18 protein-coding genes are annotated in these 14,973 nt (G+C 61.3%); 9 read left to right on the plus strand and 9 right to left on the minus strand.

Annotation, left to right across the window (positions count from 1 at the left end; all coding sequences use genetic code 11):
• Positions 1-59: 59 nt before the first annotated feature.
• Positions 60-347, minus strand: coding sequence for an Asp-tRNA(Asn)/Glu-tRNA(Gln) amidotransferase subunit GatC (gatC, locus tag DBR44_RS17360; RefSeq protein WP_059284572.1), 288 nt, complete (start codon positions 345-347; stop codon positions 60-62).
• Positions 348-654: 307 nt separating this feature from the next.
• On the opposite strand from gatC, the gene DBR44_RS17365 reads away from it, so the two are divergent.
• The 6 genes from DBR44_RS17365 to DBR44_RS17390 all read left to right on the plus strand — a co-directional run bounded on the left by DBR44_RS17365 (position 655) and on the right by DBR44_RS17390 (position 7,226).
• Positions 655-1,698, plus strand: coding sequence for a rod shape-determining protein (locus DBR44_RS17365; protein ID WP_103522960.1), 1,044 nt, complete (start codon positions 655-657; stop codon positions 1,696-1,698).
• A 53-nt stretch (positions 1,699-1,751) separates the two neighbouring features.
• On the plus strand, positions 1,752-2,657 hold the full coding sequence (gene mreC / locus DBR44_RS17370; protein ID WP_124645255.1) for a rod shape-determining protein MreC: 906 nt from the start codon (positions 1,752-1,754) through the stop codon (positions 2,655-2,657).
• A 2-nt stretch (positions 2,658-2,659) separates the two neighbouring features.
• The gene (gene mreD / locus DBR44_RS17375) at positions 2,660-3,163 is read left to right on the plus strand and encodes a rod shape-determining protein MreD (protein WP_124645256.1); all 504 of its coding nucleotides are present in this window, start codon (positions 2,660-2,662) and stop codon (positions 3,161-3,163) included.
• A 3-nt stretch (positions 3,164-3,166) separates the two neighbouring features.
• A complete protein-coding gene (mrdA, locus tag DBR44_RS17380; RefSeq protein WP_233578639.1) occupies positions 3,167-5,107 on the plus strand; it encodes a penicillin-binding protein 2 in 1,941 nt (646 codons plus the stop codon).
• Complete coding sequence (gene rodA / locus DBR44_RS17385) at positions 5,082-6,182, plus strand: rod shape-determining protein RodA (protein ID WP_199731091.1); 1,101 nt, start codon at positions 5,082-5,084, stop codon at positions 6,180-6,182. The genes mrdA and rodA overlap by 26 nt, the downstream gene beginning before the upstream one ends.
• A 156-nt stretch (positions 6,183-6,338) precedes the next feature.
• Positions 6,339-7,226 (plus strand): sterol desaturase family protein, encoded by an 888-nt coding sequence (locus DBR44_RS17390; protein WP_124645257.1) that lies wholly within the window; start codon positions 6,339-6,341, stop codon positions 7,224-7,226.
• On the opposite strand, the gene DBR44_RS17395 is transcribed toward DBR44_RS17390, so the two are convergent.
• The 5 genes from DBR44_RS17395 to DBR44_RS17415 form a co-directional block, all read right to left on the minus strand.
• Positions 7,177-7,500, minus strand: a complete 324-nt coding sequence (locus DBR44_RS17395; RefSeq protein WP_124645258.1) for an AzlD domain-containing protein — start codon at positions 7,498-7,500, stop codon at positions 7,177-7,179. The genes DBR44_RS17390 and DBR44_RS17395 overlap by 50 nt on opposite strands.
• Positions 7,497-8,213, minus strand: coding sequence for an AzlC family ABC transporter permease (locus DBR44_RS17400; protein ID WP_124645259.1), 717 nt, complete (start codon positions 8,211-8,213; stop codon positions 7,497-7,499). The genes DBR44_RS17395 and DBR44_RS17400 overlap by 4 nt, the downstream gene beginning before the upstream one ends.
• Positions 8,210-8,605: a GFA family protein gene (locus DBR44_RS17405; RefSeq protein WP_124645260.1), complete on the minus strand. Its 396-nt coding sequence runs from the start codon at positions 8,603-8,605 to the stop codon at positions 8,210-8,212. Before DBR44_RS17405 ends, DBR44_RS17400 begins: the two co-directional genes overlap by 4 nt.
• Before the next feature lie 85 nt (positions 8,606-8,690).
• A complete protein-coding gene (locus tag DBR44_RS17410) occupies positions 8,691-9,518 on the minus strand; it encodes an AraC family transcriptional regulator (RefSeq protein ID WP_124645261.1) in 828 nt (275 codons plus the stop codon).
• Positions 9,519-9,596: 78 nt separating this feature from the next.
• The gene (locus DBR44_RS17415) at positions 9,597-10,241 is read right to left on the minus strand and encodes a MarC family NAAT transporter (protein WP_124645262.1); all 645 of its coding nucleotides are present in this window, start codon (positions 10,239-10,241) and stop codon (positions 9,597-9,599) included.
• Between the two features lie 194 nt (positions 10,242-10,435).
• Here DBR44_RS17415 and DBR44_RS17420 point away from each other — a divergent pair, with 194 nt between their 5' ends.
• The 3 genes from DBR44_RS17420 to dinB all read left to right on the plus strand — a co-directional run bounded on the left by DBR44_RS17420 (position 10,436) and on the right by dinB (position 12,665).
• Positions 10,436-10,885, plus strand: coding sequence for a copper chaperone PCu(A)C (locus DBR44_RS17420; RefSeq protein WP_370449674.1), 450 nt, complete (start codon positions 10,436-10,438; stop codon positions 10,883-10,885).
• Between the two features lie 394 nt (positions 10,886-11,279).
• A complete protein-coding gene (locus tag DBR44_RS17425) occupies positions 11,280-11,588 on the plus strand; it encodes a SelT/SelW/SelH family protein (protein ID WP_124645264.1) in 309 nt (102 codons plus the stop codon).
• Positions 11,589-11,600: 12 nt separating this feature from the next.
• Positions 11,601-12,665: a DNA polymerase IV gene (gene dinB, locus DBR44_RS17430; RefSeq protein WP_124645265.1), complete on the plus strand. Its 1,065-nt coding sequence runs from the start codon at positions 11,601-11,603 to the stop codon at positions 12,663-12,665.
• Between the two features lie 6 nt (positions 12,666-12,671).
• Here the strand turns inward: dinB and DBR44_RS17435 are convergent, their stop codons facing one another.
• The 3 genes from DBR44_RS17435 to DBR44_RS17445 all read right to left on the minus strand — a co-directional run bounded on the left by DBR44_RS17435 (position 12,672) and on the right by DBR44_RS17445 (position 14,971).
• Complete coding sequence (locus DBR44_RS17435) at positions 12,672-13,325, minus strand: glutathione S-transferase family protein (RefSeq protein ID WP_124645266.1); 654 nt, start codon at positions 13,323-13,325, stop codon at positions 12,672-12,674.
• A gap of 161 nt (positions 13,326-13,486) precedes the next feature.
• Positions 13,487-14,377, minus strand: coding sequence for a patatin-like phospholipase family protein (locus DBR44_RS17440; RefSeq protein WP_124645267.1), 891 nt, complete (start codon positions 14,375-14,377; stop codon positions 13,487-13,489).
• A gap of 51 nt (positions 14,378-14,428) precedes the next feature.
• Entirely contained in the window at positions 14,429-14,971 is a 543-nt protein-coding gene (locus tag DBR44_RS17445) for a GNAT family N-acetyltransferase (protein ID WP_124645268.1), read from the minus strand.
• Positions 14,972-14,973: the final 2 nt, after the last annotated feature.

Consider the following 14,973-nt stretch of genomic DNA (forward strand, 5'->3'; position numbering starts at 1 on the left):
GGGGTAGGAAAAAAGCCATTCCCAAGCGGGAACCATCCCAAACCGTGCTGCTCTGAAACTCACTCGATCACCTTGGGAACGAGGAACAGGCCCTTTTCCACCTGCGGAGCGACCGCTTGAAACGCCTCGCGCTGGTTGGTTTGGGTCACGATGTCTTCACGCAGACGCAGGCTTACATCCTGCGGATGGGCCATCGGTTCGATGCCATCGGTGTTGACGGCCTGCATCTTCTCGATCAGGCCAAAAATATTGTTAAGCTGGTTGCCAACCGCGGCGATTTCTTCATCGCTTACGTTGATGCGGGCAAGCTTGGCAATCCGCGCGACATCCTGGTGCGTCAGAGACATGGCGTCCTCGTTAAAACCTTTAATATTTCAAGCTTTATAGGGTATCATAACGGGTTTGATTCTCCCAAGATCGACATCACACATCGCGACATGAATCGTGCTGCTGCGGGTAGGGTTTTCTGCCTGCCGGCCTTGCTGTTTATTTGTGCGACGTGATGCAACAATGATGTCCCCCGGAGGGCCGCCGTCCGCCGTCCCAGGCCAGCCTGGACGTGCGCTGCGACGGGAACCGGGAACCCAAGCCCATGCAAGAATTTGCCGGACGCGCATCGCGCCCGACTGACGGAAACTGAACCAGGACCGCCCAATGTTTCGTTCGCTCACCGGATACTTCTCCAACGACCTTGCCATCGACCTTGGCACGGCCAACACCCTCATTTACATGCGTGGCAAGGGCATCGTGCTTGACGAACCATCCGTGGTCGCCATTCACAGCGATGTGCCCACCAACAAGAAATCCATCCTGGCCGTCGGCCTGGAAGCAAAGCGCATGCTGGGACGTACTCCGGGCTCCATCCAGGCCATTCGTCCGATGAAGGATGGCGTGATCGCCGACTTCACCGTCACCGAGCAGATGCTCAAGCAGTTCATCAAGAAGGTGAACCCCAACCGCTTCTTTGCTGCCAGCCCGCGCATCGTGATTTGCGTACCCTGCGGCTCCACCCAGGTGGAACGCAAGGCGATCCGCGACTCGGCCCTGGCTGCCGGCGCGCGCCGCGTCGAGCTGATCGAAGAACCGATGGCCGCTGCCATCGGTGCCGGCCTGCCGGTAGAAGAGCCGACCGGCTCCATGGTGGTGGACATCGGCGGCGGCACCACCGAAGTGGGCGTGATCTCGCTGGGTGGTGTGGTGTATTCCAACTCGGTACGTGTTGGCGGTGACAAGTTCGATGAAGCCATCATCAACTACATCCGCCGCAACTACGGCATGCTGATTGGTGAAACCACCGCCGAAGAAATCAAGAAAACCATCGGTTCGGCCTTCCCGGGCGCCGAAGTGCGTGAAATGGAAGTCAAGGGCCGCAACCTGGCCGAAGGCATTCCGCGTGCCTTCACCGTGTCGTCCAACGAAATCCTGGAAGCGCTGACCGAACCCCTGAACCAGATCGTGTCGGCCGTGAAGATCGCCCTGGAACAGACTCCGCCGGAACTGGGTGCCGACATCGCCGACAAGGGCATGGTACTGACCGGTGGCGGTGCGCTGCTCAAGGACATCGACCGTCTGCTGGCCGAAGAAACCGGCCTGCCGGTATTCGTGGCCGAAGAACCGCTGACCTGCGTGGTGCGCGGCTCGGGCAAGGCACTGGAAAAGATGGACAAGATCGGCACCATCTTCACCAACGTACCCTGATTCTTTCCTAAACGGACCTGCGGCCACCCCGTCAAGGGGTGGCATACCGCCTGATGGACTTCGCCAACACCCCCAGCTTTTTCCGCTCCGGGCCCAAGCCTGGCACGCGCCTGCTTCTCTGTGCCCTGGCCTCCATCGCACTCTTGGTGGGCGACAGCCGCTATGGGCTGATGGAACAGGCCCGCGACGGCATGTCGCTGGTGCTGTATCCGCTGCAGCGCGCCGTCAACCTGCCGCTGGGCATGGTGCGCCATGTCAGCGACTACTTCACCGTGCAGGCCGATCTCAAAAGCGAAAATGACCAGTTGCGCACCCGCCAGCTGGAAATGTCCGCCCGTCTGGCACGGCTGGAAACGCTGGAACGCGAGCTGAACGAGCTGCGCAGCCTGAATACCATCAAGGCCAGCCGCAATGATGCCGCCCAGCTGGCAGAGACGCTGTATACCGGGCGCGATCCCTTCTCTTACAAGATCATCATCGACAAGGGTGCTGATGCCCATCTGCAACCGGGGCAACCGGTAGTGGACGGCCGTGGCCTGCTGGGGCAGATCACCCGCGTGCAGCCCCTGACTGCCGAAGTGTCCCTCATCATCGACAAGAACCAGATGGTGCCGGTGATGATCGCCCGTACCGGCGAGCGCGCCATTCTGTACGGCTATGGCGGCGGGGTGGAAATCCGCTATCTGCCGCTGCATGCCGATGTGCGCGAAAACGATATGGTGGTGACCTCCGGCATCGACGGTCTGTATCAGGAAGGTACGCCGGTCGCACGGGTGAGCAAGGTGGAACGCAACGCCGGTGCAGCGTTCAGCCGCATCACCACCGAGCCGCTGGCTGGCGTGCAGCAAACCCGTTTCGTGCTGGTATTGCAGCAAAAGGGCCAGACGCCGCCGCGTCCGGCCGATCCGGTTGTTCCGGCGAAAAAGACCAAGGGCAAAAAGCCCGCCGATTCGGAGTAAGCATGTCGTTCGACCGCCCCAAGGAATTGCTCAAGCCGGTCAAGCGCCGCTTCATTTTCATGACCCTGCTGCTGGCGGTGCTGGTGGAAATGATTCCGCTGCCGCATGGCTCCACCCGCTGGCTGCCTGACTTCATCAGCCTGGTGCTGCTGTACTGGCTGATCAACCAGCCGCGCCGGGTCAATGTGGGCGTCGCCTTCCTGATGGGGCTGGTAGCCGATATCGCCACCGCCGGCATGCTGGGACAACATGCACTGGCCTATTCCACCACCGCTTATCTGGCGCTCAGCCGCCAGCGCCAGCTCGTGATGTTCAATCTGGGCCAGCAAGCCCTCAGCGTGCTGGGGCTGATGCTGTGCAACCAGAGCATCATGGTGGTGGCACGCATGCTCAGCGGCTCTGCCTTTGTCGGCTGGAGCTATTTCCTGCCGCCACTGATCGGCGCGCTGTTGTGGCCCCTGCTGACCAAGCTGCTGTTGCTGCCTTACCGTCATCATTCGGTGTAAGACGTGCGCCCTACCCGCTTCAAGAATCCGCAGGCTGAAGACGGCCAGTTCCAGCTCAGGCTGATCGTGGCCTATTGTTTCATGCTGCTGATGTTCGGCATCCTGATTGCCCGTTTTGTCTGGCTGCAGGTCTACCAGTACGAACACTTTTCCACGCTGGCACAAAACAACCGCATCTCCCTGCTGCCCATCCTGCCCAACCGTGGCCTGATCATGGACCGCAACGGGGTGATCCTGGCGCAAAACTACTCGGCCTATACGCTGGAGCTAGTGCCCAGCAAGATGCCGGACATGAACGCCACCATTGCCGAGCTGGCCAAGCTGGTCAACATCACGCCGCGCGATGAAAAACTGTTCAAGAAGCTACTGGGCGAATCCAAGGATTTCGAATCCATCCCGCTCAAGGTCAAGCTCTCCGAAGAGGAAGCCGCGCGCGTGGCGGCCAATGCCTGGCGCTATCCTGGTGTAGAGGTCAAGGCACGCCTGTTCCGCGACTACCCCTACAAGGAACTCACCAGCCATGTGCTGGGTTATATCGGCCGCATCAACCAGAAAGACCAGGAGCGGCTGGACGACGAAGACAAGAGCACCAATTACAAAGGCAGCAACTACATCGGCAAGACCGGTCTGGAAGCGGTGTACGAGGATGACCTGCACGGCCAGGTGGGCTTCGAGGAAGTGGAAACCGACTCCGGCGGCCGCGCCATCCGCAGCCTGCGCCGTACCCCGCCGGTGAATGGCAATAATCTGAAACTGGCGCTGGATATCCGCCTGCAGGAAGTGGCTGACAAGCTGTTCGGCAACCGTCGTGGCGCACTGGTCGCCATCGACCCCACCACCGGAGGCGTGCTGGCCTTCCTGTCCAAGCCGGGTTTCGATCCCAACCTGTTCATCGACGGCATCGACAGCCAGAGCTGGGCCGCGCTCAACAGCGACTGGCAAAAGCCGATGATCAACCGCGCCCTGCGCGGCACTTATCCGCCTGGCTCCACCTTCAAGCCCTTCATGTCGATGGCCGCGCTGGAAACCCACTCCATCGGCATGCACGATGTACGCCCGGCACCGGCTTTCTTTACCCTGCCCGGCTCCAGCCACCAGTTCCGCGACAGCAACAAGAACGGTAACGGCTCGGCCAATCTGGCCAAGGCGATTCAGGTGTCCAGTGATACCTTCTTCTACAAGCTGGCCTGGGATATGGGCATCGACAAGATCGCCCCCACCGTCGGCCAGTTTGGCCTGGGCCGCCCCACCGGCATCGACCTGGACGGCGAGGCCAGCGGCGTGCTGCCGACCAAGGAATGGAAAGCCAAGCGCTTTGCCCGTTACAAGGAGGAATACCGCCGCTGGTATCCGGCCGATGTGGTGAGCATCGGCATCGGCCAGGGCTTCAACTCCTACACCCCCTTGCAAATGGCCAATGCGGTGGCCATCCTCGCCAATGAAGGCGTGGCCTACAAACCGCATCTGGTCCAGGAAGTGGTGGAGGCCAAGAGCGGCAAGAGCCGGCTGGTTGAAGCCAAGCCGGATCGCACCCTGCCCTTCAAGCAGGAAAACTTCGCATACGTCAAAACCGCCATGCAATCGGTGATGAAGCCGGGCGGCACCGCCTGGCGGCTGGGTATCGGCATGCCCTATACCATGGCCGGCAAAACCGGTACCGCCCAGGTGGTGGCCATCAAGCAGGGGGCCAAATACAACGCCTCCGCCCTGGCCGAGCAATACCGCGACCACTCCTGGTTTGTCGCCTTCGCCCCGGTGGACAAGCCCAGGATTGCCGTTGCGGTCATCGTGGAAAACGCCGGCTTTGGCGCGGCAGCGGCAGCGCCTATCGCGCGCGGCCTGTTCGATTACTACATGACGGGCAAGGTCCCCAGCTCCATCAGCGGAGACATGAAGACCATGCCAATGGATACCGCCGATGACGCTGCAGCCACATCTGATTAAACGCCTGTGGCTCACCATCAAGGCCCCGCTGGATGGCCCGCTGATGCTGTTTCTGGGACTGATCTTCGCCCTCAGCCTGGTGGTGCTGTACTCCGCCAATAACCAGGGCCTGGACAAGATCGACAACAAGCTGATCTACACCCTGCTGTCGCTCACCATCATGTGGCTGCTGGCACGCAGCCGGCCGCAAAGCATCATGAATTTTGCCCCGCCCATCTATGGCATCGGGGTGGTATTGCTGCTGGCGGTGCATTTCAAGGGTGTCACCGTCAACGGCTCCACCCGCTGGCTGGAACTGGGCATCACCCGCATCCAGCCTTCGGAAATCATGAAGATCGCCCTGCCGATGATGCTGGCCTGGTTCTTCCAGAAATACGAGCTATCCATGCGCTGGTGGCACTACCTGGTAGCCGCGGTGATGATTGCCATTCCCTGTGCGCTGGTACTGAAACAGCCCGATCTGGGCACCACCATGCTGATCGCCGCCTCGGGCTTTTTCGTGCTGTTCTTCGTCGGCCTGCCATGGAAGGTGATTCTGGGTGGCATGGTAGCGGCGGGGGCCTGCATGCCGGTGGTGTGGAATATGTTGCATGATTACCAACGCCGCCGGGTGATGACCATGATCGACCCGATGGAAGACCCGCTGGGCGCGGGCTACCACATCATCCAGTCGATGATCGCCATCGGCTCGGGCGGCCCCTGGGGCAAGGGTTGGCTGAATGGCACCCAGACCCATCTGGACTACATCCCGGAACGCACCACCGACTTCATTTTTGCCGTGTATTCGGAAGAATTCGGCCTGGTCGGCAATATCATTCTGGTCTTCCTCTACACCCTGGTACTCAGCCGCGCCATGCTGATTACCGCCGGCGCGCAAACCCTGTACGGCCGCGCCATGGCCGGTGCCATTACCCTGTCCTTCTTCGTCTATGCCTTCGTCAATATGGGCATGGTGGCCGGCATTCTGCCGGTGGTGGGCGTGCCGCTGCCCTTTGTCTCCTACGGCGGCACCGCCACCGTCACCCTGTTTGTCGGCATGGGCATGCTGATGAGCATAGGCAACGCCCGGCGCTGAGCGCCCACCAGCCATTCCTACCACAGCCGGGGGCTGGCATGCCCCCGCTCCCATGCAGAGCTGTTGCCGGCAGACTGCTTCTTCCTGTAGAAATAGAGCCACAACTCCAATCGAGCGTTTGCGCCATGACGCAAGGCCATCTACGAGGAAGACATCATGCAATTCGACGTGCAATTGTTGCTATTGGCGCTGGCACCGCTGTTTCTGGGCTGCATAGGCTGGGAGCTGTATTACTGGCAGCGGCAGGGCCGCAGTGATATCTATGACTGGCGCGACAGCCTGTGCAATGCCTGCCTGGCCCTGCTGCATCAGGCTGCCGACAAGCTGGCCTGGCTGCTGGTGCTGCCGCTCTATGGCTGGCTCTACCAGCAACACCGCCTGTTCGATTTTTCAGCCAGCTGGCTTGGCTTTTTTGGCCTGTTTCTGGCACAGGACTTTCTCTATTACTGGTTTCACCGCGCCAGCCACCGCATACGCTGGCTGTGGGCAGCGCATAGCGTGCATCACAGCTCGACACGGATGAATTTTTCCACCGCCTTTCGCCAGAGCCTGATGTATCCGCTGGCCGGCATGTGGGCCTTCTGGCTGCCGCTAGCCTGGCTGGGCTTCCCGCCGCAACAGGTCGTCGGCGTGGTGCTGCTGAATCTGGCCTTCCAGTTTTTTGTGCACACCCAGGCCATTCCCAAGCTGGGCTGGCTGGAATACGTGTTCAACACACCGTCCATCCATCGCAGCCACCACGCGCGCAATCCCTGCTATATCGACCGCAACTATGCCGGGGTGCTGTGCATCTGGGACCGGCTGTTTGGCAGCTTCGTGGCCGAGCGCGACGATGAACCCTGCGACTATGGCACGGTCAAGCCGGTGAACAGCTTCAACCCGCTGTGGGTCAGCCTGGTCGAGTGGCGCGACATGCTGCGCGAAGCCTGGCAGGCCAATGGCTGGCGCGCCAGGCTGGTCTTGCTGCTGGGCGCGCCGGAACAGGCCGAAGCCCTCATCCGGGCAGCAGGCCCCAGCGCCACAGGCCGTACACCGCAAAACTGATCACGATGGCCAGCAAGGTCTTGCCGCTTTTCCACGCCACCAGCGCAGCAACGATGATGCCGGGCAGGTAAGCATTATGCAGGCTGATATCCACCGTACCGGACGGGGCCAGCGCCATTGGCACCACCAGTGCGGACAACACGGCCGGCGGTACGTAGTGCAAGGCCCGGTTCAGCCAGTCGGGGAAAGCCAGCCGCTGGCCGAATACCAGAAAGCTGGCGCGAATCAGCACCGTCAGCAACATCATGCCAATAATGGCGAGCCAGTGATTCATGCGCTCGGCTCCTTGCGCTTGGCCCACTGTTCCAGCAGCAGGCCGCTCAGTACCCCTGCCAGCGCGGCCAGCATCAGGTCCAGCTTGTAGGGCAAGCCACGCCCCAGCATGGCCACCACACCAGCCGCCACGGCGGCACCCAGCGCCGGCCGGCGCTTGAGCTGTGGTGCCACGATGGCAGCAAAAGTGGCCCCCATGGCGAAATCCAGCCCCAGGTTGGCCAGGCCCGGTAGCGACTGCCCCAGGCTTACCCCCACCACCGTCCACAACAGCCAGTTGCCATACATGGCCAGCGACGAGCCCAGCCAGTACCACTGGCCGCCCTCGGCACCTTTGGTACGAAAGCGGTGTTCGACTACGGCAAAGGTTTCATCGGTCAGCCAGAACGCCAGCGGCCAGCGCCAGGCCAGCGACCAGTCGCGGGCAAAGGGCAGCAAGGTAGCGCTGTATAGCGCATGGCGCAGATTCACCACAAAGGTGGTGAGCCACAGCACCGGCAAGGCAGTGCCGGCCCCGATCAGGCTGACACCGATGAACTGTGAAGAACCGGCAAACACCAGCACCGACATGCCGATGGCCGTGGCGCTGGACAGGCCGGCGGCGATGGCCAGCGTGCCGAAGATCACCCCGAATGGGGCTGCGCCCACCATCATGGGCACGGTATCACGCGTGCCTTCCAGCAGCAGTGCGCGGCGGTTGACGGTGTGCGTCATGATGCCTCCCGTGGCCCGGGCCAGACAGCGCGCAGGCTGTCGCCCTGCAGGCTCATGTTGGCCCCTTCGGTGGCGCGCACCGGCAAGGTGCTGTGGTCGTAATCATCCAGGCAATGAATGTTGACGCCGAAATGATCCGGCATGGCGCGCTTGCGGTGAAAAGTATAGATACCGCAATGCTGGCAAAAGAAATGGCGGGCAATGCCGCTATTCCAGCGGTACTCGCTCAGCGCCTCGGCACCAGACAGTATCTCCAGCTGGCTTTCATGCACCCGCGTCATCAGTGCATTTTTCTTTACGCACAGTGAACAGTCGCAGGTGGTGAGTTCTTCGGGTTCGGCGTGCAGCCGAAAGCGCACTGCACCGCAATGACAGGAGCCGGTATAAGACATGAGCACAGAATCAGAAATGGCAACAACATTACCCTACCATGCCATCTACGCGGCGGCTTGAACGATCTTGCGCTCTTGGCCGCTGTCAGCCACGCACACTGCGCTGATAGGCTGCCGGGGTAATCCCTAGTGCATGCCGAAACACCCGTGTCAGGTGTGGCTGGTCGGCAAAGCCCAGCTCCAGCGCAGTGGCCGCCGGACTGTGGCCGCCGGCCAGCATGCGTCTGGCACGCACCACCCGTAGCTGATTGCGCCAGGCAACCGGTGGCAAGCCCAGATGGCGGGAAAACTGCCGGTTCAGCTGCCACGGTGACAAGCCCACTTCCTGCGCCAGCGTAGCCAGCGACAGATTATCTGCCACGCAGTCGGCCAGCAGCTGCCGCGCCCGCTCCACCGCCTGCGGCCACGGCCGCACAGGGGCTTCGGCAATCTGCATATGTCTTTGCACCACCTGTCCGAACACCGCATACAGCGCAGACTCACGCTGCAATACATCGCGGCTGTCGCGTAATAGCTGATGCAGCTGGTTCAGGCGGGCCGCCAACGGTGGATCAAGCACCACGGTCTGGCGAAAATACGGCAATACACCCGGTTGACCACTGATTTCCGCCGCCAGCTGGCTGATCAGCGAGGCCGCAGGATAAAAGCCGCGATAGGCCCAGCCTTGCTGGTGCGCGCACTCGCCGGTATGCACCTCGCCCGGATTCATCAGCACCAGCGCCCCCACCCCGGCAATATGATGGCCGCCACGATGGCGGTAGGCCTGCGCACCGGCCAGCAAGGCATTCACCACATATTCTTCGTGGAAATGCGGCGCAAACACCTGCTGCCGGTAAAAGGCATCCAGGCATTCCAGCGGCGCGATATCGTCGGCGCGAAAGAAACGGGAAAATTCGTGCTCAGGCAGTGGCATGGTATGAAACCGCAACAGACAGGGTCCGGCTCATTCTGGCACAGCCATCAGCGGAAAACTTGAACGATCTTGCGCCCTTCAGGAACCGGCCATGAAGGTGCGGATGCCGGAGCCGACAAACTGCACGCCGACGCAGATCAGCAGGAAACCCATCAGCCGGGTAGTCACCTCGCGCCCGCCACGCCCCAACCGCGCCGAAATCATGGCCGAAGAGCGCAGCACCAGCCACATGCCGACACTGGTGCCGGCAATCGCCACAAAAGTCATGCCGAAAGCCAGCGCCTTGGCCGGCCAGCCGGATAGCTCGGCGATTTCGGTGGAAATGCCGATCACCACCGCGATGGTCCCCGGCCCGCTGATGCCGGGCATGGCCAGCGGGAAAAAGGCATAGTCTTCACGCTCACTGGTCTTGGGGGCCATGCCAGGGTCCTGCGACAGAAACAGCATGCGATAACCCAGCACCGCCACCACCAGCCCGCCAGCGATACGCAGTGCGCCGTAGGAAATGCCGAAAGCAGCCATGATCAGGTTACCGGCCAGCAGGCTGACCAGCATGATGGCCGCGGCAAACAGGCAGGCGCGGCGCGCCTGATTGGCACGGCCCGCGTCGTTCATCTGCTGAGTCAGTGAAATGAACAACGGAATCTTGGACAGCGGGTTGGTAATGGTCAGCAAGCTGAGCAAACCGCCAAACAGGAACTTCAACGACAAGGTTTCAAGCATGATGAAAACACATGGAATATAAGCTGCCGATTATAAATATCTGCGCCAGAAATGATAGTGCATCGTCGTAGTTGGCCATGTCGGTGTCGCATCCCGACAAACCCATCGCTGCGACACTTTGTCGCAGGCGACAGGGGTGGAACTGTGCTAATTTGTGCGCAAATTTTCTGGAGAACCCCATGTCCCTGTCCCGACTGCTGACCCTGCTTGCCGGCCTGCTGCTGGCCGCCACTGTTTCTGCCCACAGCTTCAAGCTGGGCACACTGGAACTGGGCCACCCCTGGAGCCGTGCCATGCCGGAAGCCAGCCCCACCGGCGCGGCCTATCTGAGCATCAAGAACACCGGCAAGGAGGCCGACACCCTGCTGGCCGCCAGCACACCGCGCGCCGACAAGGCCGAACTGCATGTGCATATCAACGACAACGGCGTGATGCGCATGCGCGAAGTGAGCGGTGGCGTGGCCGTGGCAGCCGGCAGCGAAGTGAAATTTGCACCAGGTGGCTACCACATCATGCTGATGGGCCTGAAACAGCCGCTGAAGGCGGGCGAACGCTTCCCGCTGACGCTGAAGTTCGCCAAGGCCGGCACGGTGACCGTGGAAGTGCTGGTGGAAAAAGACGCGCCGATGGTGCTGGAACACTGATGGTTTTGGGCTAGAGAAATCCTGCCAATCTACTGATTTTTCTAGCCAATTATTGCCACCGCCCGCTTTCGCGGGCATTTTTCTGCCCAATGTGGCGCTAATGTGACATCGTGCAATGCAGCATTCGACCTTTGTTAGAGTAATCGCTTTACCACCGCACCATCCTTGGGCACACTGGCGTCCGGGAATTGAGTTGAACAACTGTTTGTACTGCTCAGTCCGCCGGTTACCCTAATAGTAGTAAGCGCCAAGTCTGCACTAAAAGAGTCAACACGATGGAGGAGAACGGGTCTTGCCAGACAAGGCCCGTCAAATAATAGATCGACTCAGGGAACCGGCGGATTTTTCCTCATTCTGCGTTATGCTATCCGGCACTCATTCAAGCCGGATTCTCATGAATACCCCCAGCACACCCCAAGCCCCACTCCCCCGCATTGCCATTGAATATTGCACTGGCTGCCGCTGGCTGCTGCGCGCTGCCTGGATGGCACAAGAGCTGCTGACCACCTTTGAAAAGGAAGTGGCCGAAGTGGCGCTGCGCCCCGGCAGCGGCGGTGTGTTCCGCATCAGCATCGATGAGCAGACCCTGTGGGACCGCAAACTCGATGGCGGTTTCCCAGACATCAAGCAACTCAAGCAGCTGGTGCGCGACCGGGTGGCACCTGACAAGACGCTGGGCCACAGCGAACGCGCAGCCGACTGATCACGAGGCTGCATGACCGGGCAACGCAAGATCATCCATGTCGATTGCGACTGTTTCTATGCCGCCATCGAAATGCGTGACGACCCCAGCCTGCGCGAAGTGCCGCTGGCGGTGGGCGGCCAGCCTGACAGCCGCGGCGTCATCGCCACCTGCAACTACATCGCCCGCCGCTTTGGCGTACACAGCGCCATGTCTTCGGCGCGTGCCTTGCGGCTGTGCCCGCAGCTCATCATCCTGCCACCCGACATGCGCCGCTATCGCGAGGCCAGCCAGCAGATCATGGCCATCTACGAGCGCTATACCCCGCTGATCGAGCCGCTGTCGCTGGACGAGGCCTACCTGGATGTCAGCTGCCAGCCACATGAGCAAGGCAGCGCCACCCGCATGGCCGCAGCCATTCGCCGGCAGATCAGTGCCGAAGTCGGCATCACCGCCTCCGCCGGCATCGCCCCCAACAAATTCCTGGCCAAGATCGCCAGTGACTGGAACAAGCCCGACGGCCAGCTGGTGATCCGGCCACAGGACGTCGACAGCTTTGTGCTGGGCCTGCCGGTGGAAAAGATTCATGGGGTGGGCAAGGTGACCGCCACCCAGCTGAAACAGCTGGGCATACACCGCTGCAGCGACTTGCGCCAATGGGAAAAGGTAGACCTGATGCGCCACTTCGGCCGTTTTGGCGAACGCCTATACCAGCTGGCGCGCGGACAGGACGAGCGGCCGGTCTCCACCGACCGCAGTCGCAAATCCATCAGTGTGGAAGAGACCTATGCCCAGGATCTGCCCGACCTGGCCGCCTGTCTGGACAAGCTGCCAGAGCTGATGAGCAAGCTGCAGAGGCGCATTGCCCGGGCGGAGAATCCGCCGTTCAAGGGCCTGAGCGTAAAGCTGAAGTTTGCCGATTTCAGCCAGACCACCGCTGAACATACCGGTCGGCAGCTGAGCAGCGCCGACTACCGCGATCTGCTGGAGATCGCCTATGCCCGCGGCCAGCGCCCGGTGCGGCTGGTGGGGGTGGGGGTGAGGCTGGCAGATGACGCCGACCAGCCGCAGCAACTGCCGCTGTTCGACGCCTTGTAGCCGTGCTTACTGCTTGCTGGCTTCCAGAAAGGCTGCCCGGGCAGCCGCGCTGTCCTGCCAGGTGCGGGCCACGCTGGAACGCTTGCCCAGCAAGGCCAGATAGTCTTCGATACCCGGAATGATGGTGGTCAGATCTTCGCCATAAATCTGCTGCGTGGACGATGCCACCAGTGGCAAGACACAGGCAGCCGAAATATCGGCAAAACTGAAATACTCACCAGCCAGCCACGGGCCGTACTGTACCAAGCGCGAAATGGCCAACAGGCTGCGCTCAATCGCCGCCTTGGCAGCGACCTTGCCCGCCTCATCCAGCGCAGCGCCAAATTGCAGGTGGCGATACAGCGGGCCGGCTGCCGGCATCAGGTACAGATCCAGCAGGGTCATCAGTTCGCGCGCGCTGGCACGGCCATTCGGGGTAGGCGGCAGCAGGGCAGCGGTGGGGTAGGCATCTTCCAGCCATTCCAGAATCACCGAGGATTCGGACAGGGCATGGCCGTTAATGTCGACAAAGGGGATCTTGCCCATCGGGCTCAGTTCCAGCAGCGCCGGCTCCTGCGAAGGACGGGTGGGCACTTCCTGGAAATTGACGCCCTTTTCCAGCAGGGCAATCTTGACCTTGTTGTAGTAAGCGGACAGCTGCACGCCGTAGAGCTTGATCATGCGGTTCTCCTTGCGGGCTGCGCCCAGAGTAAAAAACGGTACTTTGCAGGGCAGATGGCACCACGCAAAACAGGCGTTGTCAGCCCGGCTTGGCCGACAACGCCTGCATTATGCCATCTTTCCCGGCGACAGCCAGACAGCGAGGCCCGCCGGGCAGCGCTTTAGCGTGCCAGTGCCAGTGACTTCTGCTGCAGACGGCTGCGCAAAACGGCCATCACTTGCTGGGTGGCCTTCTCGCCTTCCAGAATGGCCTGGTGCCGTGCCTCGAAGTCGGCCGAGCCGATATTCAGCACATTGGGGCGAATCACCAAATCAGCCTGCTTCAATTCGGCCGCCAGTGTCGGGCCGCTCATGATATTGAAGCTCTGGTCCAGCATGGAAAACAGGCCGGTGGCCTTGCCGGCCTTGGGCTTGGCAGAAATATCCACGGCGATGACAAAATCCGCCCCCATTTCGCGCGCCGCCGACACCGGCACCGGGCTGACCAGGCCGCCATCGACATAGCGCTTGCCGCCGATCACCACCGGCAGGAAGACATTGGGAATGCTGGCGGAGGCGCGCACGGCCTGGCCGGTGTTGCCGGTGCGGAACACCACTTTCTGGCCAGAATCCAGCTCGGTGGCCACGATGCCCAAGCGGCGCGGCAGCTTCTCGATGGGACGGTTGCCCAGCTGAGTGTTGATATAGGCTTCCAGCTTTTCACCCTTGAGAAAGCCCTTGGTGGAAAGGGTCCAGTCGGTAAGTTCCGACTCATCCAGCTGCATGGCCTTGGCCTGCAACTGGATACCGTTCAGGCCTGATGCATACAGGCTGCCCACCACACTGCCGGCACTGGTGCCGGTGATGATGTCCGGCACAATGCCGTTGGCTTCCAGCATCTTGATCACGCCAATATGGGCAAAGCCCTTGGCGGCCCCCCCACCCAGCGCCAGCGCAACACGTGGCTTGACCGGGACTTTCGGGGCAGTGATTTCGGTTTTGGGCTGGGTCAGGGTACAGGCGGCCAGCAAGAGCAGCAGGCTGGCCGGGGCCAGGCGGCGTAGGAGTGTCATGATGGATTGAATAAGTAGTAACGGGGTTGGGAGCGTATTGGAGTCATTCGATTATTGCAGCGCAGCATGGTTCCCCTTGCCCGGACCCGGCAACAGGAAAACATGGTTGAGATGGCGCTCCTGCTCCATTTCAAAGTAGCAATCCCCCACTTGTTGCAAGCCCAGATGCCGATAAAAAGCCAATGCGCGCTGATTACCGTGGAACACACTCAACCACAAGCCGGGGTAGCCCAGTTGGCTGGCCAGTTGCAGGCTGGCCGACAGCAACTGCCGTCCCAGCCCCTGCCCGGCAAAGCGCGGCATCACATAAAGCGTGGCCAACTCGGCCCGCCAGGCCGCCTCTCCCGGACAGACGGCACCCACTTGCAACACGGCATAGGCCAGCACATGGGCGTCGCGCTCAATCAGCAGAATGTGTTGGCAGTCGTCCGCCAGCTTCTCCAAAAATGTCTGTGGACTCAGGCTGGCTTGCACATAGCGCGCCAGTGCCGGGCGAATGCCTGCGGTGGCATAGGTATCCAGCCATACCAGGCTGGCCAGTGCCGCCAGACAAGTGGCATCTTCCGGCCGTGCTGGCCGCAGGCAGTCGGTCATGA

Source organism: Aquitalea sp. FJL05 (assembly GCF_003852595.1).
Classification (GTDB): Bacteria; Pseudomonadota; Gammaproteobacteria; order Burkholderiales; family Chromobacteriaceae; genus Aquitalea; species Aquitalea aquatilis.

Coding starts and splice junctions, on each gene's coding strand:
- DBR44_RS17435 (WP_124645266.1), bottom strand. CDS start 13,325: ATGATCAAGCTCTACGGCGTGCAGCTGTCCGCTTACTACAACAAGGTC.
- DBR44_RS17410 (WP_124645261.1), bottom strand. CDS start 9,518: ATGCCACTGCCTGAGCACGAATTTTCCCGTTTCTTTCGCGCCGACGAT.
- DBR44_RS17365 (WP_103522960.1), top strand. CDS start 655: ATGTTTCGTTCGCTCACCGGATACTTCTCCAACGACCTTGCCATCGAC.
- mreC (WP_124645255.1), top strand. CDS start 1,752: ATGGACTTCGCCAACACCCCCAGCTTTTTCCGCTCCGGGCCCAAGCCT.
- DBR44_RS17440 (WP_124645267.1), bottom strand. CDS start 14,377: ATGACACTCCTACGCCGCCTGGCCCCGGCCAGCCTGCTGCTCTTGCTG.
- mreD (WP_124645256.1), top strand. CDS start 2,660: ATGTCGTTCGACCGCCCCAAGGAATTGCTCAAGCCGGTCAAGCGCCGC.
- gatC (WP_059284572.1), bottom strand. CDS start 347: ATGTCTCTGACGCACCAGGATGTCGCGCGGATTGCCAAGCTTGCCCGC.
- DBR44_RS17445 (WP_124645268.1), bottom strand. CDS start 14,971: ATGACCGACTGCCTGCGGCCAGCACGGCCGGAAGATGCCACTTGTCTG.
- rodA (WP_199731091.1), top strand. CDS start 5,082: ATGACGCTGCAGCCACATCTGATTAAACGCCTGTGGCTCACCATCAAG.
- DBR44_RS17415 (WP_124645262.1), bottom strand. CDS start 10,241: ATGCTTGAAACCTTGTCGTTGAAGTTCCTGTTTGGCGGTTTGCTCAGC.
- DBR44_RS17395 (WP_124645258.1), bottom strand. CDS start 7,500: ATGAATCACTGGCTCGCCATTATTGGCATGATGTTGCTGACGGTGCTG.
- DBR44_RS17390 (WP_124645257.1), top strand. CDS start 6,339: ATGCAATTCGACGTGCAATTGTTGCTATTGGCGCTGGCACCGCTGTTT.
- dinB (WP_124645265.1), top strand. CDS start 11,601: ATGACCGGGCAACGCAAGATCATCCATGTCGATTGCGACTGTTTCTAT.
- DBR44_RS17400 (WP_124645259.1), bottom strand. CDS start 8,213: ATGACGCACACCGTCAACCGCCGCGCACTGCTGCTGGAAGGCACGCGT.
- DBR44_RS17405 (WP_124645260.1), bottom strand. CDS start 8,605: ATGTCTTATACCGGCTCCTGTCATTGCGGTGCAGTGCGCTTTCGGCTG.
- DBR44_RS17425 (WP_124645264.1), top strand. CDS start 11,280: ATGAATACCCCCAGCACACCCCAAGCCCCACTCCCCCGCATTGCCATT.